Below are 22,669 nucleotides of genomic sequence, written 5' to 3'. Positions count from 1 at the left end.
CTGACAACCGGCCCGACCCGAGGGCGGCGCTACGTCGAACTGCGCAGCGCCGCCCACGTGTTGGGGCCCACCTGCCCGTCCACCTCCAGCCCCTTGGCGCTCTGGAACTGCTTGACCGCCGACTGGGTGTCCTTGCCGAACTCGCCGTCCACGCCCGAACCGCCCACGCTGTAGCCGCGCTTGGTGAGCATGCACTGCACCTGCACGACCCGCTGGCCCTTGTCGCCGTAGTCGGTGAGTTCGGTGCCGGAGTAGTACGTGCAGCCCGAGATCCAGGCGGGGGTGGCCGGGGGCGCCGCGGTCCTGGTCACCGTGGCGGTGGGGCTGGGGGCCTTGCTGTGTCCGCCGCCCGTGCTGCCGCTGTTCCGGGTGGCCGTCGCGGACGGAGTGCTGTCCGGTGCGCTGCCGCTCGCCTCGGGGGCGGCCGTCTGCGCTTCGCTCTTGTCCTTCTTCTTCTCGTCGGCGTCCTTGCCCGAGGGTGAGGCGGAGGCCCCGGTCCCGGAAGAGGGCGGTGCGGCGGAGGCGCTGACGCCGGCGGAGCGCGTCGGGGCGGCGGCGGCCGGGGAGTCGAGGCCCGGGCGGGTGAGCAGGAAGGCTCCGACGGCCACGGCTCCGACGGCGATCCCCGCGACGGCGGCCAGGAGGGGCCTCCGCCGCTTACCGGTCCCGGTGACCGGGGCGGGGACGGGTGAGAGCACCGGCTCCGTGGGCGTGCGGAAGTGGGGGGACTGCCGGACGGGCCCGCCCTCCAGCACCGCACACCCCTGCTGCCGGTCACGGAGCCGGGCGGCCAGGGGTTCCTGCCAGTGGGACGCGCGGCTGTGTCCTGCGGCCGTGGCCGCGTCGGTCAGCTGCCGCGGGGCGGGACGCCCGGCGGGGTCCTTGGCGAGACAGGCGGACAGCAGCGCGGCCAACGCGGGGTCCGCCTGCGCGAGTTCGGCCATGACCTCGGTGTCGGGTGCCTCGAAGGCGACCCGGTGCATGACGTCCACACCGGTCCCGTCGCCGAAGGGGGCGTGCCCGGTGGCGGCGTAGACGAGTGTGCAGCCGAGGGAGAAGACGTCGGAGGCGGCGTCGCAGCGGCCCTCGCGCAGGTACTCGGGCGCCATGTACGCGGCCGTGCCGACCCGGTTCCCGGTCGTGGTGATCGCGCTGCTGTCGGCCGCGCGGGAGATGCCGAAGTCGATGACGTGCGTGCCCCGCGGGGACAGGACCACGTTGGACGGCTTGAGATCCCGGTGCACGACCCCGGCGGCGGCCAGCGCCGACAGGGCCTCCCCGAGTTCCGCGACCAGCCGCCACACCCCGGCCGGCTCCAGCAGCCCGCACTCGCGGACGGCCTCGGCGAGGTTGAGGCCGGGCAGGTACTCGGTGGCCATCCACAGCAGCGCGTCGTCGAATCCGGTGCCCAGCAGATGCGGTGCGCGCGGTGTGCGCACCCGGCCGTGCACGGAGGCCTCCCGCTCGAAGCGCCGCCGGAAGTCCGGACCTTCGGCGTACTCGGGCCGGATCACCTTCACGGCGGCGAGTCCCGGGGCGTCGTCGGCACGCCGGGCCAGATAGACCCGGCCCATGCCGCCGCTGCCGAGCAGCCCGAGCGGGACGTAGGGTCCGATACGTCCGGGATCGGCGGGCAGCAGCGGGACCGCGCCCGCCTGCCGCAGCGCGTCACCGGCCGCCGGTATGTCTGTCACGGTCCCCCCGACCTGCCTTTTCTTTCCTCAACGTGCTCTCACGGCACGCCAGTTGACTGAGGAGAGGCTAGCGCCCCGCTGCCGGGGAGTGCCGGGATACGGGGGGAACGCGGCCCGCGCATACGTGAGCGCGGTCTCCGGCCCTCCCCCGAAAGGGCCGGAGACCGCGCGGTCCGCGCCGGGTCAGGTGACCCGGGTGCCGTCGGGCTGGACACCGGTGACGCGCGTGCCGTCCGGGATGGAGAGGTCCCGGTCGGCCGGTGCGGCCCCGTCGCGGTTGCCGTCCGTGACGACGGTCACGCGGGTGCCGTCCGGGGCGGTGCCCTCGTGCGAGTCCGGCACCGCCGCGGACGCGGCCGCCGCGGAGCCGGCGACCAGCGCCCCGGCCGCGAGCAGCAGTGCGGCGGGCTTGATGATGTTCACGTCGATACCCCCAGGTGAACCTCGGTGGTGGTGCCGCCGAAGCGGCCTGCGCCCACCCTGCCGGTCCGTCCTCCGCGCGGGTACCTGAGAAGTCTCAGGGTCACTTCGCGCCGGGCGGCGTGTACTCCTTGAGGTGGCGTGCGACCCGGGACGCGTAGCCGCGGTACTTCTCGGGGACCCCGCCCGCTGTGTTCACCGTCTCGTAGGAGGTCCGGTACGCGGCGGCGATCAGTACCCGGCGGTCACCCGGCAGACCCGCCTCCAGGCGGGGCGCGATCCAGCACAGGTATCGGGCCATCGCCGGGATGGACTCGGCGGGCGGGAAGGGCGGTTGGGGCATGGTGTCGGCGGGCGTGCCGTCCGCGTTCATCCAGTACCGCAGCACCCTCGGCGTCCAACGGGCGATGCCGTACTCGTTGTTGGCCGGGTCGGAGAGATCAGGATCGAAGTCGCTCTCCGTCTTCAGCATGGCGGCGATCAGAGCCGGGGTGACGTCCTCCTGCGCGCAGTCGTGCGCCGACTCGACGATCAGCACCCGATAGGCGACCGGGACGCCTTTGCCCGTACGGAGTTCGGCGGCGCCGTAGGTCGCGGGTGAGACGGTCGCCGAGGAGCCACCGTCCCCGGAGTCCGACGTCCAGGCGCTGATGCCGTAACCGAGTCCGGCCACCGCCGCGGCGGCGAGAAGGGCTGCCGTGAGCGTCGTACGACGGGGGCGGCGCGCGAGGAAGGAGCGAGGCGAGCGAGCGGTGCCGGCGGCGGTCTCGACACGGCGCAACAGGGGCTCGACGGTGACGCGCCCGGCGTGCGTGCGGGTGAGGCAGTCGCGGATGATCTCCCGCCATTCGTCGGGGAGTTCGGGGGACAGCCGCAGGTCGTCGGTGCCGCGTGCGTAGGCGGCGGCCGCGTCCCGGCGGGCCGTCGGGGTGCCGCCGGGCAGCGGGAAGGTGTCGGTGAGGACCAGGTGCGCGAGGACGCCGAAGGCCCACACGTCGGCGGAGGGGCGGATGCGACGGCCGCGTTCGCCGATCTCCGCCCACAGGAGTTCCGGCGGGGTGTAGTCGGGTGTGGAGAAGGCGGGGGTGTAGGCGTGGGTGCCCTCGAGCTCCGCGGCCATGTTGAAGTCGGCGAGCCGGGCCGAACCGTCCTCCATCAGCAGGACGTTGGCGGGCTTCAGATCGCCGTGCACCCAGTTCGCGCGGTGCAGCTGGGCCAGTCCCTCGCAGATCTGGGCGAGCAGGGCGGGGCCGGACGGCGGGCGGGGCCGGGAGGCCAGGAGGGCCGACAGGGAGGTCTGCGCCTTCTCCAGTACCAGGACGGTGGCGCCGTCCAACTCCGGGCGCTCGGGGTCGTCGACGACGAGGGTGTCGTACATCCGGATCAGACGGGGGCGTCTGAGCCTGCGGTACAACTGCACCTCACGCTCGACCAGTTCGCGCAGATGGGCGAGTTGACGGGGCGTCCCGGTGCCGGTGGGCAGGAACTTCAGGGCGGCCGTCGCGGGCTGCCCGTCGCGCCGCCGGCCCTCGTACACGCTCCCGAAGGCGCCCGTGGCGATCGGCTCGCGCACCTCCCAGCCGGCCACCCGGTAGCCCCGGGGGACGGGCACGGCATACGGCTCGGTCACCGGGCCGCCCCGCCGGAACCCGTCAGCACCACCAGGTCCTCCTCGCGGACCAGGTCGAAGCGGAGCGCCAGGGAGACCAGGGACTCCTTCTTGCCGTTCAGCCGCGGGCCCGGGTCGGCCTCCTCCGGGCCGGGCTTCAGGCGCAGCTTCACCGCCAGGTAGTCGATGTTCCACTGCACCGAAGTGCGGGAGGCGGCAGGCCAGTGGGGGCGCAGCCGGTTGACCACCTGGTCCACGGTGGGCAGCGGGGCGTGCGGTTCGCCGCGCAGCCGGGGCTCGCACAGGGCGGCCAGGACCGCGAAGTACCGCTTGGTCCGGTCGACGGAGAAGGCGGGCGCGGTGGTCGTCCCCTCGATGTCGCCGTCGGCGCGCAGATAGTCGTGGCGCGGCGCCCACACGTCGATGGCGATCAGGTCGCCCGCGGCCGGCAGCACGATCCGCGAGAACTCGAAGGGGACCGGCGCCTCCAGGCGGCCCGGCCCGACCTTGATGTGCTCACCCGCGCCTTCCGGGTTCTCCACGACGTACGTCTGGAGTCCGGACAGGTTGCTCAGCGCCCAGAACGCGCCCTGCGCGGTGATCTCGCCGGCTCTTCGGGACACCCCCTCATGGGGGATCCGCACCGCGCAGGCGGCGCCGCGTCCGAAGGTCAGCCGCTCGCCCGGGGCGAGTCGCAGTTGCTGTGGTGTCGTCCGGTCCTCCGTGGTCGGCGGAGGTACCACGATGATGCTGTACACGGTCCGTCTCCCCGTCCCCGCGTGTCTACGAGCCAGGGTGGGTGACGCCCCGGGGCCGTGTCACGACGTGACACGGCCCCGGGGGAAGTATGGCGAGAAGGCGACGTGGCGATCTGCCGCCGATTGTGGTGAAGCGGTGCTCAGTTCGTACGGATGACGATGGACGAGCAGACCTTGTCGGCGAAGGTCTGGCGCTTGGCGTCCCAGGCCGGCCACAGCCAGCCGAGGTAGCACGCGAGGCTGTCCAGGAAGTGCGCGAGACGGCGCACGAAGGCCATGCCGACGCCGAGGGGCTGTCCGTCGCTCTCCCGCACCAGGCGGATGCCGAGCGCCTTCTTGCCGAGCGTCTGGCCGGTACGGCCCTCCATGATCAGCAGCCAGATCGCGAGGCCGATGACGATGAGGTAACCGATGATCGCCAGGGCCGGCATCTTGTTGGCCGCGCCGACGCCGGCGAGGACGTACGGGACCAGGAACACGAGCATGTCGACCAGGGTGCCGAGGAAGCGCTGGCCCCAGTTCGCGTACGGGGGCTGCGCGCCGTAGCCCGGCTGCTGCGGGTAGCCGTAGGCGGAGGCCGGGACCTGCGGCGCCTGCGGGTAGCCGTAGCCGGGCTGCTGGGGGTATCCCTGCTGCGGCGGTACGCCCTGGGGAGCCTGCTGCGGCGGCTGCTGCGGATAGCCGTAACCGGGCTGCTGCTGCGGCGGCTGCTGGGGGTAGCCGTAACCGGGCTGCTGCTGGGGGTTCTGGGGGTTCTGCGGCTTCTCGTAAGGGTTGTTGGGCGAGCCGAAACTCATGATGATCCTCCGTGGGCCAAGCTGGGGACAATGCGGACTGCGCGGAGGAACGTCATGGTTTGAGCGGTTTGCCCCCCGAACATCAACCGCGATACTGCGCCAGACATCGTTCTAGGCAGGTGTGTTGTTGTCCAGCCTCATTCGATATGTGTTGTGCAAGTGCAACCTCGTCGATCTTGAGCGGGGCGATGGTGGAACCCGGATTGGAACCGGGGCCGGGTCATCCGCGAGGATGGGCACATGACCGCCCAGATTCTCGATGGCAAGGCCACCGCAGCCGCGATCAAGTCCGATCTGACCGCCCGGGTGGCGGCGCTGAAGGAGAAGGGCGTCACGCCCGGCCTCGGCACGATCCTCGTCGGGAGCGACCCCGGCAGCCAGAAGTACGTCGCCGGCAAGCACCGGGACTGCGCGGAGGTCGGCATCGCCTCCATCCAGCGTGAACTGCCCGAGACGGCCACGCAGGAGGAGATCGAGTCGGTCGTCCGCGAGCTGAACGACGACCCGGCGTGCACCGGCTACATCGTCCAGCTGCCGCTGCCCAAGGGCATCGACGAGAACCGCATCCTCGAACTCATGGACCCGGACAAGGATGCGGACGGGCTGCACCCGATGAACCTCGGCCGGCTGGTCCTCAACGAGCCGGCGCCGCTGCCGTGCACGCCGAACGGTGTGCTGACGCTGCTCCGCCGCTACGGCGTCGAGATCAAGGGTGCGGAGGTGGTGGTCGTCGGCCGTGGCGTGACGATCGGCCGCTCGATGCCGCTGCTGCTCACCCGGCGCAGTGAGAACGCGACGGTGACCCAGTGCCACACCGGCACCCGTGACCTGTCCTCGCACCTCAAGCGCGCGGACATCATCGTCGCCGCCGCCGGTTCCGCCCACCTGATCCGTCCTGAGGACGTGAAGCCGGGCGCCGCCGTCCTCGACGTCGGCGTCTCCCGCAACGCCGAGGGCAGGATCGTCGGCGACGTCCACCCCGGCGTCGCCGAAGTCGCCGGCTTCCTCTCCCCGAACCCCGGCGGCGTCGGCCCGATGACCCGCGCCCAGCTGCTCGTCAACGTGGTCGAGGCGGCGGAGCGCAGTGTCGGCTGAGGCACGGGGCCCCGAGAAGCGGGGCTCTCGGGAGACGGGTGCGGAGTCGCCCGAGGCAGGCGGGTCACGGACGGCGGGTGTCGACGCGGCCGAGGCGCAGGGGCACCGGGAGGCGGGTGCGGACGGCGTCCGGCCCCAGGAGCCGGTGGCCGAGGCGCAGGGGCACCGGGAGGCGGGTGTGGACGGCGTCGGGTCCCGGGAGCCGGTGGGCGAGGCGCCCGGGGCCGAGAAGCGGACGGTCGGCAAGCGGGGCGCCCGGACAGCCGGTACGCCGGCGGCCGCGGCGCGGGGCTCCCAGGAGCAGGGCGCGGCGTCGGACACGTCGGGCGCCTCCCGGAAGCCGGGTGCCAGGACGGCCGATACAGGGGAGCTCCCTATGTCGGGTGCCGGAGCCGTCGAGGCGGGGAAGGCCCGTGAGTCCGGTGCCACGACTGCCGAGGCGGGGAAGGTCCGTGAGTCCGGGGCCACGGTTGCCGCGGATGGTGCAGCCGGGAAGCCGGACGGCGTCGATGGCGAGTCGGACAACCTGTCGGATCCCGGGTCGCAGGCCGAAGTCGTCGTGCGGGACGCGATCAGCGCGCCCGATGTCGACGGGCGGCCCCGGCGGGCGACCCGGCGGTTTCCGCTGTTCACCAGGGACACCGCACGGCCCGAGGGCGGTGGCCGGGCCGCGCCGCGCGACGCTCCGGCGCCCGCCCGGCAGTGGCCGGTGCTCGCCGTGCTGGCCACGGTGGGGCTCGGGCTGCTGCTGACCGCCCTCGACCAGTTCCGCTACGGCACGCTGCTCATCGGCCTCGCCCTGCTCGCCGGTGGCGTGCTCCGCTGGCTGCTGCCGGACGTCGGCATGCTCGCCGTGCGCTCGCGCTTCACCGACATCGCCACCTACGGCGTGCTCGGCACCGCGATCGTCCTGCTGGCGATGATGGTGCAGCCGGACCCGTGGCTGGTGATCCCCTTCCTCAAGGACACCCTGCACTTCACGGTCAGCAGCAGCTGACCGACGCAGGCACGGGACGGCGGTCCGCCCCCACCCCCGATGAGGGACGGACCGCCGTCACGGCACAGCGTCCCGTGCCGCGAACGGCCTGTTCAACCACTGTCAGTTCGCTGTGGCACAGCGGTGACCGTTCCGGCACGGTGTGCGCGACCTGCCACAGCCGCTCCCGGACCAGGAACCGATCAGGCCTCTGACGTCGTCAATTGCCTGGAAGCAGGTGAGGACGCCGTGGAGGTGGGCGATGAGTGGCTGGCAGGCGCTGCCCGACGATCTGCCGCCGGAGGTACGGCACTTCGTCGAGCAGCTCAGACAGCTCAAGGACCGCACGGGGCTCAGCTTGGTCGCGCTCGGGGCCCGCACCGCGTACAGCAAGTCCTCCTGGCACCGCTATCTCAACGCCACCCAGCCCCCGCCCCGCCAGGCCGTCGCCGCCCTGTGCCGGATCGCGGGTCTCGACACCGCCGACGCCGACCGCTTCGGTGTGCGCTGGGAACTGGCGGTCCAGGCCTGGCCCCGCCCGACGACGGCGCCCGCACCGACCGCCGGGGGTGAGACGTACGAGGACGACCCGACCCTGCCGTGGTGGGACGAGCGCCCCGAAGAGGGCGGCCGCGGAATGAACCGGTTGTTGCTGTTCGCCGTACTTCTGCTTGTCCTCCTGCTGTTGGCCGGGGTGGCCGGTGCCGTGGCCTCCGGGTGAGCCGGGAACCCCCGTGACGGGCGTTATTACCGGTGTGTTCCTCCTGTGGCGATGTATTGACAACTTCGCGCATTTGACACAGAACCGTTCGACAGCGGAGCTAATGTGTCGAACTTGCCGACGCCCCCGTGCGTCTTCACGCCGGGAGCTGAGATCCTTGGCGGACGCACTCCTGTGGGGGGCACGGGGGAGCGGAGAACAACCAGCACCGACCGGGGGAAAGAGGGGGAGCAATGCCTCGCTGGAGGGCTTTGCCGGATGAACTGGATCCGCAGGTCAGGGAGTTCGCGAGCCAATTGCGGCGGCTCGTGGACCGCAGCGGCCTGAGCATCGCGGCCGTCGCCGACCGCACGGGTTACAGCAAGACGTCCTGGGAGCGGTATCTCAACGGCCGGCTGCTCGCGCCGAAGGGCGCGATCGTCGCCCTGGCCGAGGTCACCGGCACCAATCCCGTTCACCTGACCACCATGTGGGAGCTCGCCGAACGGGCCTGGAGCCGTTCGGAGATGCGCCACGACATGACCATGGAGGCCATCCGGATCTCCCAGGCGCGGGCCGCGCTCGGCGAGTTCGGCGCGCCGCCCGCCCGCGTCAAGGGCGGCAAGACGGCCCGCAGGAGCAGCAGTGTGACGGCGACGCCGGGGGTGGCGGGACCCGCGGGAGTCGCCCCCACGGTGCCGCCGCAGCCGGCGGCACCGGAAACCGACGGCGTGGAGGCACGGCAGGGCTCCTCGAGCGGGAACTCCTGGGGCATAGCCGGGTATCAGGGGCCGTCGCAGCCTTCTTCGGGGCGTACGGCCGCGGCGGCGCCCGTTTCCACCGGCGGTCCGGCGTGGACGCCGGGGGCGCCCGGGCCGTACGACGAGCCGCAGGACGCGCGACCCGGGGACGGCTCCTCCGGCGGCGCCGACGGGTCCGCCGGGTCCGGTGGCTCCGGCGCGGGGAAGCGGCGGCTGACGATGTTCCTCTCGGGGGTCGTCGGAGTGCTGGTCGTGGTCGCCGCCGTGTTCTTCCTGACCGACGGGGGCGGGGACAAGAAGAACGCGGGGGCCGACAAGTCTCCGTCGCCGTCCGCCAGTACGTCCGTCTCGCTGCCCGCCGGGGTGAAGTGCAGTGGCGCGGGATGCACCGGCAAGGACGCCGAGGCCATGGGGTGCAGCGGGAATCTGGTGACGACCGCCAAGACCGCGACGGTGGGGGCGACCGTGGTCGAGGTGCGGTACAGCGAGTCCTGTGGCGCGGCCTGGGGGAGGGTCACCCAGGCCGGGCAGGGGGACAAGGTCGAGGTGACCGCGGGGAAGGCGACCGAGCAGAGTGGGAACATCACCGAAGTCGGGGACACCATCGCCTATACGCCGATGGTGGCGGTGAAGGACGCCGGCGAGGCGAAGGCCTGCGTGACGCTGGCTTCCGGACAGTCGGGGTGCACCGACTGAGAGGGTGCCGGCCCCCTCGGTGGGTAAATCTTCAGCGATCGCGCATGGGCTGCTGAATCGGGGGCAGGCGAACCGTACCCCCACGGGAGTCCGGAAATCGGTACCCCCATACGGCGGCCGCCTTCGTCCCCCTCTCCCGGACGGGCGGCCGCCTCTTTTGTCGGGCGTTTGCGCGGTGGTTGTGGGGTGGGCCACACGGGGCCGGACGTCCGACATCCCGGATGCGCGATAGCCTGACCGCTGGATCTCTCTTGACGCCAAGAGATCGATCAAACGTCCGGGGCAGGGACGCCCCACCGCCAGCTGTCATACGGAGAACGCCATGACCCGCACTCCCGTGAACGTCACCGTCACCGGCGCGGCCGGCCAGATCGGTTACGCCCTGCTCTTCCGCATCGCCTCCGGCCAGCTGCTCGGCGCGGACGTTCCGGTCAAGCTTCGCCTCCTGGAGATCACCCCCGCGCTGAAGGCCGCCGAGGGCACCGCCATGGAGCTCGACGACTGCGCCTTCCCGCTCCTTCAGGGCATCGACATCACCGACGACCCGAACGTCGCCTTCGACGGCACCAACGTCGGTCTGCTCGTCGGCGCCCGCCCCCGCACCAAGGGCATGGAGCGCGGTGACCTCCTGGAGGCCAACGGCGGCATCTTCAAGCCGCAGGGCAAGGCCATCAACGACCACGCCGCGGACGACGTGAAGATCCTGGTCGTCGGCAACCCGGCCAACACCAACGCGCTGATCGCCCAGGCCGCCGCCCCGGACGTACCGGCCGCGCGCTTCACCGCGATGACCCGCCTCGACCACAACCGCGCGCTGACCCAGCTCGCGAAGAAGACGGGCACCACGGTCGCCGACATCAAGCGTCTGACCATCTGGGGCAACCACTCCGCCACCCAGTACCCGGACATCTTCCACGCCACGGTCGCCGGCAAGAACGCCGCCGAGACCGTCAACGACGAGAAGTGGCTGGCCGAGGACTTCATCCCGACCGTCGCCAAGCGCGGCGCGGCCATCATCGAGGCCCGTGGCGCCTCCTCCGCCGCCTCGGCCGCCAACGCCGCCATCGACCACGTCCACACCTGGGTCAACGGCACCGCGGACGGCGACTGGACCTCCATGGGCATCCCGTCGGACGGTTCCTACGGCGTCCCGGAGGGCCTGATCTCGTCCTTCCCCGTCACCACCAAGGACGGCGTCTACGAGATCGTCCAGGGCCTGGAGATCAACGAGTTCTCCCGCGCCCGCATCGACGCCTCCGTGAAGGAGCTGGAGGAGGAGCGCGAGGCGGTGCGCGCGCTCGGCCTCATCTGAGTTCCGGCGTCCGAGTCTTCTCGACGGCTCTGTCACGAGCCTGCACGGGCCCTGTTCCGGTTCCTTCCGGATCAGGGCCCGTGGCCGTTTTTCGCCCTACGGTCGAAGCAGTACCCGGTGGGGTGATGCGGGGGGTTCGCGATGAATGGCTGGAACGGCTACAGCTCCGGTTCCGGAGCGGAGCACGAACCGAGCGAGGAGAGAGGCCGGGCGGCCTGGAGCTCGGGGGAGACGGGGACCGCCCCGCCGTGGGCGTCCGCCCAGACGCAGACCTCGTTCGCGCCTCCCCGGGCGACGGCCGGCACACCGGCTGCCCCCGCCCCTCCCTGGCCACCGGTGGCGCCGGCTCCCGCGGGTCCCCCGCACGCACCCCACCGGGTCCGACGGGTGCTCTCCGCCCTCACGGTGGCCGTCCTGGTCGGGGTCTCGGTGGGTGTCGGTATCTGGTGGCTCCTCCGCGACACCTCCCTCGGATCCGGTCCCGGGAAGGGCGCCGGTCCGGTCCCGAGCATCACGGCCACGCCGTCCCCGTCGTCCTCCGTCTCCACCGCCTCGGGGTACCGCCGTCTCCAGGACCCCGTCGGTTACACCGTCGACGTTCCCCGGGGCTGGACCCGCACCGAGAAGCAGGGGGAGTCCGCTCCGGTCGTCGTCTACGACGCTCCCGCCGACGGCCGCCGGCTCCAGGTCTTCCGGCTCGCGGAGGACACCCCGGCCCAGTCCCTCGGCCTGGCCCAGAACGACCCCGGCTACGGCTTCTCGCGCCGACCCGGCTACCAGGTCCTCGACCGGTCCTCCGGCACCACCTGGGCCGAACTCGCCTACCGCTACGACGACCCGGACCTCGGCGCCCGCCAGGTCGTCGACCACCGTTTCCTGGCCGCCGACGGGAGGCTGTACGCGATCCGCGCCACCGGCCCCGCCGCCCTCGCGCCCGCCCTGGTGCGCGAGCCTCTCACCAGGGCGCTGGCCTCCTTCTGCCCGGCGGACACGGAGTGCGGCGTGGGGGCGGAGTGAGCCCTCGGGTCCGCCGGGACCCGCGGTCAGCCCGTCAGCCGCTTCTCGAACCAGTAGTCGCCGTAGACGTGATCCCCGTACGGCGGGATCTCCGTGTAGCCGCACGCCCGGTACATCGTCCGCGCCTCGGTGAGCGAGGCGTGCGTGTCGAGCCGCAGGACGGCCAGGCGGCGGGCGGCGGCCTCCGTCTCCAGGGCCGCGAGGATCCGCCGGGCGAGGCCGAGTCGGCGGGCGTCCGGGTGCACCCACACATGGCGGATCTCGCCGACGCGCGGCTCCAGCCGGCGCAACGCGCCGCAGCCCACGGGGCGGCCCTCCTCGTACGCCACGAAGAACGCGCCCGCGTTCCCCGAGACCTCCTCGGGGCCCACCAGGTCGGACGTGTCGAAGCCCTCCGGGAAGCGGGCGTCGATGTCGGCGGCGTAGGCGTCGAGGCAGGCGCGGGCGTCGGGGGCGGCGCCGTCGACCGGGGCCACGGTGATGCCGGCCAGGCGCAGCAGGCGCTGGGCGGTGCTCATCGCCTCGGCGAGCCGGTCGCGCTGGGGCCCGGTGAGTCCGTCGAGCAGACCGGCCGCGAGGGCGTCGGCCCGGCGGTTCTGCTCCTCGAGTTCGATTCTTCCGGCGCGGGTCAGCTCGACCATGCGCAGCCGGCTGTCGCCCGGGTGGACGCTGACCCGGACCATGCCCTGCGCCTGCAGGGTCTTCGCCATCCGGCTCAGATAACCGGCGTCCAGACCGAGCCGGGTCCTGAGCTCGCGCAGCGAGACCCCCTCGCCGATCTCGAACAGCAGCCGCGCCTCGCCGAGCGGGCGGTCCTGGCCGAGGTAGTGGTCGTCCAGGGCGCCGATACGGCGGGTGAAGTAGCGGTTGAACCGGCGGAACTCCGCCACGTGCTCTGTCGACACCGGGTCCATAATCTTTGACCTTAGTCAAATGAATCTGCGGCTGTCCACAGATCGGGCATTCCGGTTCGTCGGCCCCACCCGCACCCCTATGCTGATCGGTTGTCAACAACAGCACTGAGCAAGGCCTTTGCACGCATCGGGGGAAGTGGCGTGAGTACTGCATTCGTGCCCCAGCAACCGCAGCCCACATCGGGCGGCGCATCACCTTCGTCGGCACCACCCGGACCGGCCACACCACCGCACGCCAGTGAGGCGACCCGGCTGCTGTGCGCGGGCACCTACCTGGATTCCGGTTACCGGGACCGGGTCATCGAGCAGCTGCACCTGAACGAACAGCGGATCGTGGCGCCCTCGCTCGGCCTCGACGCGGCCCGGGTGCTCGCGCACGCGCTGCGCGCCCGGCGCCAGGAGCTCCTGTGGGCCGGGCTGATCCTGGGCCTGTGGGTGATCGGGCTGCCGCTGACCGGTGGGCTGCTGTTCGTGTTCCTCGGTCCCGGCATGATGCTCGCGGCCGCCTCATGGATCCGGGGCAAGAGCGCGAACCCGCCGCTGTACCGGAGGGTGCCGGCCTTCTTCGTGCGCTGGTGGGGGCGGCTCGTCTTCGCGGCGTTCCTGATCCTGGCCCTCGTCGTCGCGTTCGGCGGAGGCGAGGACGACTCGTCGTCCTACGGTGACTCGGGGTCCTTCGGCGACTCGTACGGCTACGGCGACTCGTACGGCTCCTACGGCGACTCGACCGGCCCGTCCGATCTGCTGTTCCCCGACTTCGACGGGGTCAGCGGGCTGATCGGGCCCCTGCAGGCCTGGCTGGTGATCGTCGTCTTCGCACTGATCGCGGGGTGTGTGGCCGCGCAGCGCGGACAGTTCGCCCGGGCGATGGGCGCCGAGCTGTCCCCGCAGCGCTTCCCGGACGCGGCCGGCGATCCCGCCGAGCGGGCCGAGGGACAGCGGTTCCAGCGGCTGAAGCAGCGCATCCGGATCGAGCAGCACGCGCCGCTGGTCATGTACCACGAGAAGCGTCCCTTCTGCGGGGCCGGGGCCGCCTACGAGACCTGGGTGCTCGCGGTCGAGCTGCGGCCCGACGAGATGAAGAAGGAACAGCTGCCGCTGAACAACCGCGCGGTCCTGGAGAAGATCCGCCCGCTGCTCGAACAGCTGCGGCTGCCCTCCGAGTTCGCCGGACACACGGTCCGCGACCGGCTGCGCTGGCTGGAGATCGACGAGTGCGTGTTCCTGCCCGCGGAGGGGCTGCGCCGGCGCGAGGAGGCGCCGTACCACCCGCAGGCCTTCGAGGACCACCGGGCGCGGGCGGTCGAGGAGGGTGCCGAGAAGCGGCGGCACTTCCTGCGGATCCGGGTCGGCGGCTGGGAGGAGGAACTCGTCGTCACGGTCTTCGTGCGGGTCCACACCCAGGGCCGGATGCTCATGCTGGAGATCGCCCCGCATGTGCTGCTGCCGGTGCGCGAGGACTTCAAGGACGCCGACCGCACGGCCCACACGTACCGGCACAACAACGTCGTCGGGAAGGCGGCCTGGGCGGTGGCCCGGGTGCCGGGCTCCGCGGCCCGCTCCCTCGTCACCCTCGGCAGGGGCGTGGGGTACGCGTGGAAGCTGCTGACCGGCGGCTACGCGGGCGCGCTGCCCGACGGCCCGGCGCTGTCGGTGCGGGAGCTGGGCTCGGTGGACGAGGGGTCCCGCTTCCAGGAGATGGACGCCTCCCGCTACCTCAGGAGCGTGCAGGACCGGGTCGCGCACGGCGTGCTGACCGCGCTGGCCGAATCCGGTTACCAGACGGGCGAGTTCGTCCAGAAGATCGTGAACATCAGCAGCGGGGGCGTGAACGTCGAGGGCGGTGTCCACGGCAGCACCTTCGCGGTGGGCAAGAACGCCACCGCGTCCTCCGCCAACGGCGGCGCGGGGTCCGCGCCGCAGAAGGGAACCAGCGGCAATGACAACGGATGAGCCGGGCGTCAGCATCAGCGGCGGTGTCCACGGCAGCACCTTCGCCATCGGCAGCCACGCGCACGCCGAGAGCCACCACGGTACGGCGCCTCAGCGGGACGAGGCCGCCGAGGCGCTCCTGACCGCCGTACGGGAACTCCGCGAGGACCTCACACGGCTCAGGGCCACCGACGAGACGGCGGCGCTGGACAGCGCGCTGGCCGAGACGGAGGAGGAGATCGTCACGACGGGGCAGGCGGGGCCGACCCGTCGGGAACGCCTGCGGGCGCTGCTGGACGACTCGCAGGCGCTGGTCGGTCTGGTCGCTTCGGCGGGGGCCGTGGCGGGGCTGCTGGGGTTGTGAGAGGGCGCGGTGCGGTAGATGCCGGTCCACGGGGGCCGCGGTGAGTGGGAAGGGGACGTCATGAGCGGGGGCGTGCGGTACTGGAACGAGGAGACGCAGCGGTGGGAGGACGGGGACGGCAGCGGGACCGCGACCGGTCCGGTCACCCCGCCGCCCCCGGCCCGGCCGGGGGCGGTGCCGACGTGGCCGCCGGTGGGTCCCGGGGCCGCGGACGGCGCGCCGACGGCTGACGGGACCGCCACGCCCACGGCCGGGCCGGTCGCGCCCGTGTGGCCGCCGGCGGCCGGTTCGGCCGGGGCGGAGGCAGCCCCCGACAAGACCGTGGGCGCGGCTGCGGGGCCCGGCTCCACGGGACCGTCTGCGGAGGTCGCCCCCGTCCCGCCGCCTCCCGCCCCGCCCTCCCCTCCCGTCGGCTGGCCCGGAAGCGGAGGCGGCAGCACCTGGCACGGACCCGGCGCCCCCGACGGCGGCTGGTCCTCCGTCGAGCAGCTCGGTGGCGGATCCGCGCCGTCTGCGGAGTGGTCGGGGACTTCCTGGTCGACCGCCGCCCAGACGGCCGTCAGTCCGCCTCCCACCGGGACGAACCGTCGGCTCGTCTGGTCCGTGCTCGCCGGGGTCGCCGCCGTCGGGGTCGCCGTGACCCTGATGGTGACGCTGGTCGGCGGCGGGGACGAGGACGACAAGGCCGGTGACGCGAGCCCGACGCCCACGGGGGTCGTCTCGCAGCAGAGCGGTCCCCACGAGTCGCCGACCCCCTCGCCGACCGAGGACACGGCGTCCCCGCTCGCCTCGGCGCCCGAACTCCCCGCCGGGTACGAGCTGTACGAGGACAAGGAGGGCTTCCGTATCGCACGGCCCGCAGGCTGGTCGCGCACCACGGTGACGTCCAAGTACGGCATGGACGTGGTCAACTACCGCAGCGCGGACGGCGAACGCCGGCTCCAGGTGTACCAGGTCGCGGAGGAGTCCCCGGAGGCGTCCTTCGCGCTCTACCTCTCCGCCGAGACCACCAAGCCGGACGGCTTCGAGAAGCTGGACCTCCAGCCCGTCGCAGAGGACGGGCTCACGGGTGAACGCCTGGAGTACCGGGCCGACTCCCTCAGCGGCGAGCCGGACGTGGGCCCCTGGCACGTCTACGACGAGCGGTTCGTCGCCCAGGACGGCCTCAACTACGCGATCGCCGCGTACGGCCTGGAGAACGACGGCGGACAGGACGAACTGGAACTCCTGACCACCGCTCTCTCCGGCTTCTGCGCGCCCTACGCCTGCGACGCGGCGTCGATCGACTGAACCGGCGTCCGGCCGCACCTGTAGCTGTCCCTTTCACCCCGCTTTGCCCTCATGTTCAGTGAGCAAGCCCACTTTCGGCCACCGATTGCGCATGCAATCGAGGCGCGGGGGCATGCGACGACGGTCCCCATGAGTGACACGTGTGTGACGCAGGGGAGCCGAACAGGAACGGAAGGCAACACCGATCATGGCCGGACAGCAGGCGCGGCAGGAGCCGCAGACCATCCACGCGGGCGGCGAGTGGCGCGCAGCCGTCTCCGGAGCCACCCGCGAGATCCTCGACCCCGCCGACGCGCGGCCGTTCGCCGTGGTCGCCGAGGGCGACGAGAAGGACACCGACCTGGCGGTCGCCGCCGCCCGCCAGGCCTTCGACTCAGGACAGGGCCCCTGGCCGCTCACCCCCGTCGCCGAACGCGCCGCACTCCTGCGCCGCGTCGCCGATCTTCTCGTACGCGACCGCGAAGAGCTCGGCCTCCTGGAGAGCCGTGACGCGGGCAAGACGGTGGAGGAGGGCCGGGTCGACATCGACTGTGTCGCCGACGCCTTCCGCTACTTCGCCGACCTGGTCGCGGGCGAGGCGCCCGGCCGGGTCGTCGACGCCGGCTCGACCGACATCCACAGCGTCGTCGTACATGAACCCGTCGGCGTGTGCGCGCTGATCACGCCCTGGAACTACCCGCTTCTCCAGGCCAGTTGGAAGATCGCTCCCGCGCTCGCGGCCGGCAACACCTTCGTGGTCAAGCCGAGCGAGATCACCCCGATGACGACGATCGCGCTCATCGAGCTGATGGTCGAGGCCGGTCTGCCGGAAGGTGTGGCCAACATCGTCACCGGGCCCGGCCACACGGTCGGCGCCCGGCTCGCCGAGCACCCCGACGTCGATCTCGTCTCCTTCACCGGTGGCCTGGTCAGCGGCACGAAGGTCGCGCAGGCCGCGGCCGTCTCGGTGAAGAAGGTCGCCCTCGAACTCGGCGGCAAGAACCCCAACGTCGTCTTCGCCGACGCCTGCGCCACCCCCGAGGGCTTCGACACCGCCGTGGACCAGGCCCTCAACGCCGCCTTCATCCACAGCGGCCAGGTCTGCTCCGCGGGCGGCCGCCTCATCGTCGAGGAGTCCGTCCGGGACCGCTTCGTCGCCGAACTCGCCCGCCGGGCCTCGAAGATCCGCCTCGGCCGCGGCACCGAGGACGGTGTCGAGTGCGGGCCGCTGGTCTCCGAGCAGCAGCGCGCCAAGGTCGAGTCGTACGTCGCCTCCGCGCTCGCCGAGGGCGCGGTGCTGCGCTCCGGCGGACAGCGTCCCGAGCCGTCGGCCGAGCGTCCCGCCGACGGTTACTTCTACGAGCCGACCGTCCTCGACCGCTGCCACCGCGAGATGCGGGTCGTGCGGGAGGAGGTCTTCGGGCCGGTCCTCACCGTCGAGACCTTCCGCACCGAGGACGAGGCGATCGCCCTCGCCAACGACACCGAGTACGGCCTCGCCGGTGCTGTCTGGACCACCGACGCCGGACGTGCCCGCAGGGTCGCCGGCCGTCTCCGCCACGGGACCGTCTGGATCAACGACTTCCACCCCTACCTCCCGCAGGCGGAGTGGGGCGGCTTCGGAAAGAGCGGAGTGGGCCGCGAGCTCGGCCCCGCCGGGCTCGCCGAGTACCGCGAGAGCAAGCACGTCTACCAGAACCTCGCGCCGAAGCCGGTCCGCTGGTTCGCCGGCTGAGACCACTCGCCCCCCTCTCCTCTCAAGACTTCCCTGGAGTACCCCCATGTCCGAGATCAAACAGGAGTACGACTACGTCGTCATCGGCGGCGGAACAGCAGGTTCCGTCATAGCCTCCCGCCTCACCGAGAACCCCGACGTCACCGTCGCCGTCATCGAGGGCGGCCCCAGCGATGTCGGCAGAGACGACGTCCTCACCCTGCGCCGCTGGATGGGCCTGCTCGGCGGTGAGCTCGACTACGACTACCCCACCACCGAGCAGCCGCGCGGCAACTCCCACATCCGGCACAGCCGCGCCCGGGTCCTCGGCGGCTGCTCCTCCCACAACACCCTGATCGCCTTCAAGCCGCTGCCCTCCGACTGGGACGAGTGGGAGGAGGCGGGCGCCAAGGGCTGGGGCGCGGTGCCGATGGAGGCGTACTACGCCCGGCTGAAGAACAACATCGTCCCGGTCGACGAGAAGGACCGGAACGCCATCGCCCGTGACTTCGTCGACGCGGCCCAGAAGGCGCTGGACGTGCCCCGCGTCGAGGGCTTCAACAAGAAGCCGTTCGACGACGGCGTCGGCTTCTTCGACCTGGCCTACCACCCGGAGAACAACAAGCGCTCGTCGGCGTCGGTGGCCTATCTGCACCCGGTGATGGACGAGCGGCCCAACCTCAGCCTTCTCCTGGAGACCTGGGCGTACAAGCTGGAGCTGGACGGCACGCGTGCGGAAGGCGTGCACGTGCGGACGAAGGACGGCGAGGAGACCCTGATCAGGGCCCGCCGCGAAGTCCTTCTGTGCGCCGGCGCCGTCGACTCGCCCCGTCTGCTGCTCCACTCCGGCATCGGCCCCCGTGCGGACCTCGAAGCACTCGGCATCCCGGTCGCGCACGACCTGCCGGGCGTCGGCGAGAACCTCCTCGACCACCCCGAGTCGGTGATCGTCTGGGAGACGAACGGACCGATCCCCGAGAACTCCGCGATGGACTCCGACGCGGGCCTGTTCGTGCGCCGCGACCCCGAACACCGGGGCCCCGACCTGATGTTCCACTTCTACCAGGTCCCCTTCACGGACAACCCGGAACGTCTCGGTTACGAACGCCCGGCGTACGGCGTCTCGATGACCCCGAACATCCCCAAGCCGAAGAGCCGCGGCCGCCTGTACCTGACCAGTGCGGACCCGCAGGTGAAGCCCGCCCTCGACTTCCGCTACTTCACCGACGAGGACGACTACGACGGCCGCACCCTCGTCGACGGGATCAGGATCGCCCGCGAGATCGCGCGGAGCGAACCGCTCGCCGGCTGGCTGAAGCGGGAGGTGTGTCCGGGCCCCGACGTCACCGGTGACGAGGAGCTGAGCGAGTACGCCCGCAAGGTCGCCCACACCGTGTACCACCCGGCGGGCACCTGCCGTATGGGTGCCGCCGACGACGAACTGGCCGTGGTGGACCCCGAGTTGAGGATCCGGGGCCTGGACGGCATCCGCATTGCCGACGCGTCCGTGTTCCCGACCATGACCGCCGTGAACCCGATGATCGGAGTGCTCATGGTCGGCGAGAAAGCCGTAGACCTGCTGGGAGGTGGTGCGTGATGAGTACGACCGCGACCATGGAGAAGCCGCCGACGACGGACCAGGCGGTGTTCTCCGTCGAGGGACTGTGGAAGGTCTTCGGGCCCAAGGCGGACCGCGTCCCCGAGGACGCCGAGCTGTCCGCGCTCGACCCCGCCGCCCTGCGCGCGCAGACCGGTTGCACGGCCGCAGTGAGGGACGTCAGCTTCGACGTCCGCAAGGGCGAGGTCTTCGTCGTCATGGGCCTGTCCGGCTCCGGCAAGTCCACGCTGGTGCGCTGTCTGACCCGGCTCATCGAGCCGACCGCCGGCACGATCTGCATCGACGGCGAGGACGTCCGCGCGATGGACAAGTCCCGGCTGCGCGAACTGCGCCGCCACCGCGCCGCGATGGTCTTCCAGCACTTCGGCCTCCTGCCGCACCGCACGGTCCTCGACAACGTGGCGTACGGCCTGGAGATCCAGGGCATGGGGAAGGCCGAGCGCCGGGCGCGGGCCGCCGAGGTCGTCGCCAAGGTCGGCCTGGAGGGCATGGAACAGCGCAAGCCCTCCCAGCTGTCCGGCGGCCAGCAGCAGCGCGTCGGCCTCGCGCGGGCGCTCGCGGTGGACCCGCAGGTCCTCCTCTTCGACGAGCCGTTCAGCGCGCTCGACCCGCTGATCCGGCGGGACATGCAGGAAGAGGTCGTCCGCCTGCACCGGGAGGAGGGCCGCACGATGGTCTTCATCACCCACGACCTGAGCGAGGCCCTCAAACTCGGCGACCGGATCGCCCTGATGCGTGACGGCAAGGTCGTCCAGCTGGGCACCCCGGAGGAGATCGTCGGCTCCCCGGCCGACGGCTATGTCCGCGAGTTCGTCCGGGACGTGCCGCGCGAACACGTGATGACGGTCCGCAGGGCCATGAAGCCGGGCGACTGCGCGGGCCCGACCCACCCGGGCGCACTGGCCCCGGACTCCGTCGTCGCCGACGCGATCAAGGTCGTCGCCGGCAGCGGCAGGCCGGCGTGCGTCGTGGAGAACGGACGGTGCCTCGGCGTCGTCGACCACGAACGCCTGCTCGGCGTCGTCGCCGGAACGGAGCTCGGCAAGGGCGCCGCCGGAACGGAGCTCCGCAAGGAGGCCGTCTGATGGCAACCGTCACCGCGTCCACGCCGCGCGCCCTGCCCACCGGTCTGCTCAGGCACCGGGCGGTCCACAAGCTCCTGCTCATCGCCCTCGCCGCCGCGGTCCTCGTGCCGCTCGCCAACGCCCGCTGGGCCAGCGGCAGCTGGCCGGGCGCCCTCACCGTCGACCTCACGAGCCCGCTCTCCAAGGCGAGCGACTGGATCATCGACAACCGCGACAGCCACCCGCTGTTCCTCTACTTCTTCGGCTACGTCAGCAACGCCGTCGTGATCTCCGTACGCGCCGTGTATCTCGTCCTGCTCGGCGCGGGCTGGGCCGGCGTCACCGCGTTCGGCGCCCTCGTGGCCTGGCGGGTCGCCGGTGTCCGGCTCGCCGTGGGCACGACGGCGGCGTTCCTCGCCTGCGGTCTGCTCGGCATGTGGGTCCCCACCATGCAGACCCTCGCCCTGATGGTCGTCGCCGTCCTCGCCTCGGTCGTCGTCGGTGTCCTGCTGGGTCTCGCCGCCGGGCTGTCCCGCCGTATGGACAAGGTCCTGCGGCCGGTCCTGGACACCATGCAGGTGATGCCCGCCTACGCCTACCTCCTTCCGGTGGTCCTGGTCTTCGGCATGGGCGTGCCCGCCGCCGTCCTCGCGACCGTCGTCTACGCCGCCCCGCCCATGGCCCGCCTCACCGCGCTCGGCCTGCAGGGCGCGGACAAGGAGGTCCTGGAGGCGGTCGAGTCGCTCGGCACCACCGCCCGCCAGCGGCTGCTGACCGCCCGCATCCCGCTGGCCCGCAAGGAACTCCTCCTCGGCCTCAACCAGACGATCATGATGGCGCTGTCGATGGCCGTCATCGCGTCCGTGATCGGCGCCGCCGGCCTCGGTGACCGCGTCTACCAGGCGCTGGCCTCGGTCGACGTGGGCGCGGCGCTCGCGGCCGGCATCCCGATCGTGCTGCTCGCCGTCGTCCTCGACCGGGTGACGGGCGCGGCGGGCGACGGCACCGAGCCACGAGGGCGCGCGGGATGGGCGTACGCCCTCGCCGGAGCCGTCGTCGTGGCGGTCGCCGGACGTCTGCTGGGCCGTCTCGACTGGCCGGACGCCTGGACCCTGAACATCGCCGAGCCGGTCAACCGGGCCGTCGACTGGATGACGGACCACCTCTACTCCGGTGTCCCCGTCTTCGGCGGCACCGCCGACTGGGCCGGCCACTTCACCACCTGGGTGCTCGACCCGGTCCGCGACGGGCTCCAGGGGCTGCCCTGGTGGTCCGTGCTGCTCATCGTCGCCACCCTGGCCTGGCTGATCGGCACCTGGCGCACCGCGCTCACCGCGGTCCTCGCCATGGCCGCGATCGGCGTCCTCGGTGTGTGGACGCCCGCGCTGGACACGCTGTCGCAGGTCCTCGCGGCCGTCGCCGTCACCCTCGTCCTCGGCTTCGCGACAGCGGTCGCGGCGGCCCGCAGCGACCGCGTCGAGCGGCTGCTCCGGCCCGTCCTGGACGTCTTCCAGACCATGCCGCAGTTCGTGTACCTGATCCCGGTCGTCGCGCTGTTCGGCGTGGGGCGCGCGCCCGCCGCGGCGGCGGCCGTCGTCTACGCGCTGCCCGCCGTCGTCCGCATCACCACGCAGGGCCTGCGCCAGGTCGACCCGGCCGCGATGGAGTCCTCGAGGTCCCTCGGCGCGACCAGCTGGCAGCAGCTGCGGCAGGTCCAGCTCCCGCTGGCCCGGCCCGCGTTGCTGCTCGCCGTCAACCAGGGCGTCGTACTCGTCCTCGCCGTCGTCGTCATCGGCGGCCTGGTCGGCGGAGGCGCGCTCGGCTACGACACCGTCTTCGGCCTGGCCCAGGGCGACCTTGCGACCGGCCTGGTCGCGGGCGCGGCCATCGTCTGCCTCGGCCTGATGCTCGACCGGGTCACCCAGCCGACCGAACGCCGCACGGGGAAGGGAGCCTGAC

Annotated in this window: 19 protein-coding genes; 13 read left to right on the top strand and 6 right to left on the bottom strand. The window is 72.2% G+C overall.

Translation table 11 applies throughout. The features are described from left to right. Nucleotides 1-29 precede the first annotated feature (29 nt). The 5 genes from OG841_RS18425 to OG841_RS18405 all read right to left on the bottom strand — a co-directional run bounded on the left by OG841_RS18425 (nucleotide 30) and on the right by OG841_RS18405 (nucleotide 5,278). Nucleotides 30-1,694, bottom strand: a complete 1,665-nt coding sequence (locus OG841_RS18425; protein ID WP_371566143.1) for a protein kinase domain-containing protein — start codon at nucleotides 1,692-1,694, stop codon at nucleotides 30-32. Nucleotides 1,695-1,877: 183 nt separating this feature from the next. Further along, complete coding sequence (locus OG841_RS18420) at nucleotides 1,878-2,117, bottom strand: hypothetical protein (RefSeq protein WP_365119593.1); 240 nt, start codon at nucleotides 2,115-2,117, stop codon at nucleotides 1,878-1,880. Between the two features lie 100 nt (nucleotides 2,118-2,217). After that, a complete protein-coding gene (locus tag OG841_RS18415; protein ID WP_365119594.1) occupies nucleotides 2,218-3,744 on the bottom strand; it encodes a serine/threonine protein kinase in 1,527 nt (508 codons plus the stop codon). Beyond that, entirely contained in the window at nucleotides 3,741-4,481 is a 741-nt protein-coding gene (locus OG841_RS18410; protein WP_365119595.1) for an FHA domain-containing protein, read from the bottom strand. Before OG841_RS18410 ends, OG841_RS18415 begins: the two co-directional genes overlap by 4 nt. 140 nt (nucleotides 4,482-4,621) lie before the next feature. Continuing rightward, nucleotides 4,622-5,278, bottom strand: coding sequence for an RDD family protein (locus OG841_RS18405; RefSeq protein WP_328640483.1), 657 nt, complete (start codon nucleotides 5,276-5,278; stop codon nucleotides 4,622-4,624). 240 nt (nucleotides 5,279-5,518) lie between these two features. On the opposite strand from OG841_RS18405, the gene OG841_RS18400 reads away from it, so the two are divergent. The 6 genes from OG841_RS18400 (at nucleotide 5,519) to OG841_RS18375 (ending at nucleotide 11,835) form a co-directional block, all read left to right on the top strand. Continuing rightward, nucleotides 5,519-6,373 carry a bifunctional methylenetetrahydrofolate dehydrogenase/methenyltetrahydrofolate cyclohydrolase gene (locus tag OG841_RS18400; protein ID WP_328640484.1) on the top strand — a complete coding sequence of 285 codons (855 nt, stop codon included), beginning with the start codon at nucleotides 5,519-5,521 and terminating at the stop codon, nucleotides 6,371-6,373. Nucleotides 6,374-6,749: 376 nt separating this feature from the next. Continuing rightward, nucleotides 6,750-7,370, top strand: a complete 621-nt coding sequence (locus tag OG841_RS18395; RefSeq protein WP_371570749.1) for a DUF3017 domain-containing protein — start codon at nucleotides 6,750-6,752, stop codon at nucleotides 7,368-7,370. A gap of 241 nt (nucleotides 7,371-7,611) precedes the next feature. Next, nucleotides 7,612-8,070 (top strand): helix-turn-helix domain-containing protein, encoded by a 459-nt coding sequence (locus OG841_RS18390; RefSeq protein WP_365119598.1) that lies wholly within the window; start codon nucleotides 7,612-7,614, stop codon nucleotides 8,068-8,070. A 251-nt stretch (nucleotides 8,071-8,321) separates the two neighbouring features. Continuing rightward, entirely contained in the window at nucleotides 8,322-9,506 is a 1,185-nt protein-coding gene (locus OG841_RS18385) for a DUF2690 domain-containing protein (protein WP_328640486.1), read from the top strand. Nucleotides 9,507-9,828: 322 nt separating this feature from the next. Beyond that, the gene (locus tag OG841_RS18380; protein WP_059204831.1) at nucleotides 9,829-10,818 is read left to right on the top strand and encodes a malate dehydrogenase; all 990 of its coding nucleotides are present in this window, start codon (nucleotides 9,829-9,831) and stop codon (nucleotides 10,816-10,818) included. A gap of 141 nt (nucleotides 10,819-10,959) precedes the next feature. Beyond that, entirely contained in the window at nucleotides 10,960-11,835 is an 876-nt protein-coding gene (locus OG841_RS18375) for a hypothetical protein (protein ID WP_371566142.1), read from the top strand. 26 nt (nucleotides 11,836-11,861) lie between these two features. On the opposite strand, the gene OG841_RS18370 is transcribed toward OG841_RS18375, so the two are convergent. Next, nucleotides 11,862-12,749, bottom strand: coding sequence for a bifunctional helix-turn-helix transcriptional regulator/GNAT family N-acetyltransferase (locus OG841_RS18370; protein WP_328640488.1), 888 nt, complete (start codon nucleotides 12,747-12,749; stop codon nucleotides 11,862-11,864). A gap of 141 nt (nucleotides 12,750-12,890) precedes the next feature. Between OG841_RS18370 and OG841_RS18365 the strand changes: the two genes are divergently transcribed. The 7 genes from OG841_RS18365 to OG841_RS18335 all read left to right on the top strand — a co-directional run bounded on the left by OG841_RS18365 (nucleotide 12,891) and on the right by OG841_RS18335 (nucleotide 22,668). Then, nucleotides 12,891-14,702, top strand: coding sequence for a hypothetical protein (locus OG841_RS18365; protein ID WP_371566140.1), 1,812 nt, complete (start codon nucleotides 12,891-12,893; stop codon nucleotides 14,700-14,702). Beyond that, complete coding sequence (locus OG841_RS18360) at nucleotides 14,689-15,045, top strand: hypothetical protein (protein WP_057607802.1); 357 nt, start codon at nucleotides 14,689-14,691, stop codon at nucleotides 15,043-15,045. Before OG841_RS18365 ends, OG841_RS18360 begins: the two co-directional genes overlap by 14 nt. A 60-nt stretch (nucleotides 15,046-15,105) precedes the next feature. Beyond that, on the top strand, nucleotides 15,106-16,335 hold the full coding sequence (locus OG841_RS18355; RefSeq protein ID WP_328640490.1) for a hypothetical protein: 1,230 nt from the start codon (nucleotides 15,106-15,108) through the stop codon (nucleotides 16,333-16,335). A gap of 187 nt (nucleotides 16,336-16,522) precedes the next feature. Next, nucleotides 16,523-18,049 carry an aldehyde dehydrogenase family protein gene (locus OG841_RS18350; RefSeq protein ID WP_328640491.1) on the top strand — a complete coding sequence of 509 codons (1,527 nt, stop codon included), beginning with the start codon at nucleotides 16,523-16,525 and terminating at the stop codon, nucleotides 18,047-18,049. A 46-nt stretch (nucleotides 18,050-18,095) separates the two neighbouring features. After that, nucleotides 18,096-19,625, top strand: a complete 1,530-nt coding sequence (locus tag OG841_RS18345) for a GMC family oxidoreductase (protein ID WP_328640492.1) — start codon at nucleotides 18,096-18,098, stop codon at nucleotides 19,623-19,625. After that, on the top strand, nucleotides 19,625-20,731 hold the full coding sequence (locus OG841_RS18340; protein WP_371566137.1) for a quaternary amine ABC transporter ATP-binding protein: 1,107 nt from the start codon (nucleotides 19,625-19,627) through the stop codon (nucleotides 20,729-20,731). Before OG841_RS18345 ends, OG841_RS18340 begins: the two co-directional genes overlap by 1 nt. Next, nucleotides 20,731-22,668: an ABC transporter permease gene (locus tag OG841_RS18335; protein WP_371566135.1), complete on the top strand. Its 1,938-nt coding sequence runs from the start codon at nucleotides 20,731-20,733 to the stop codon at nucleotides 22,666-22,668. Before OG841_RS18340 ends, OG841_RS18335 begins: the two co-directional genes overlap by 1 nt. Nucleotide 22,669 lies beyond the last annotated feature (1 nt).

Origin of the sequence: Streptomyces canus, from assembly GCF_041435015.1 — a bacterium.
Taxonomy (GTDB): Bacteria; Actinomycetota; Actinomycetes; order Streptomycetales; family Streptomycetaceae; genus Streptomyces; species Streptomyces canus_G.
The sequence above is the reverse complement of the archived record's forward strand: the minus strand, read 5'-3'. Positions and strand labels throughout refer to the sequence as shown.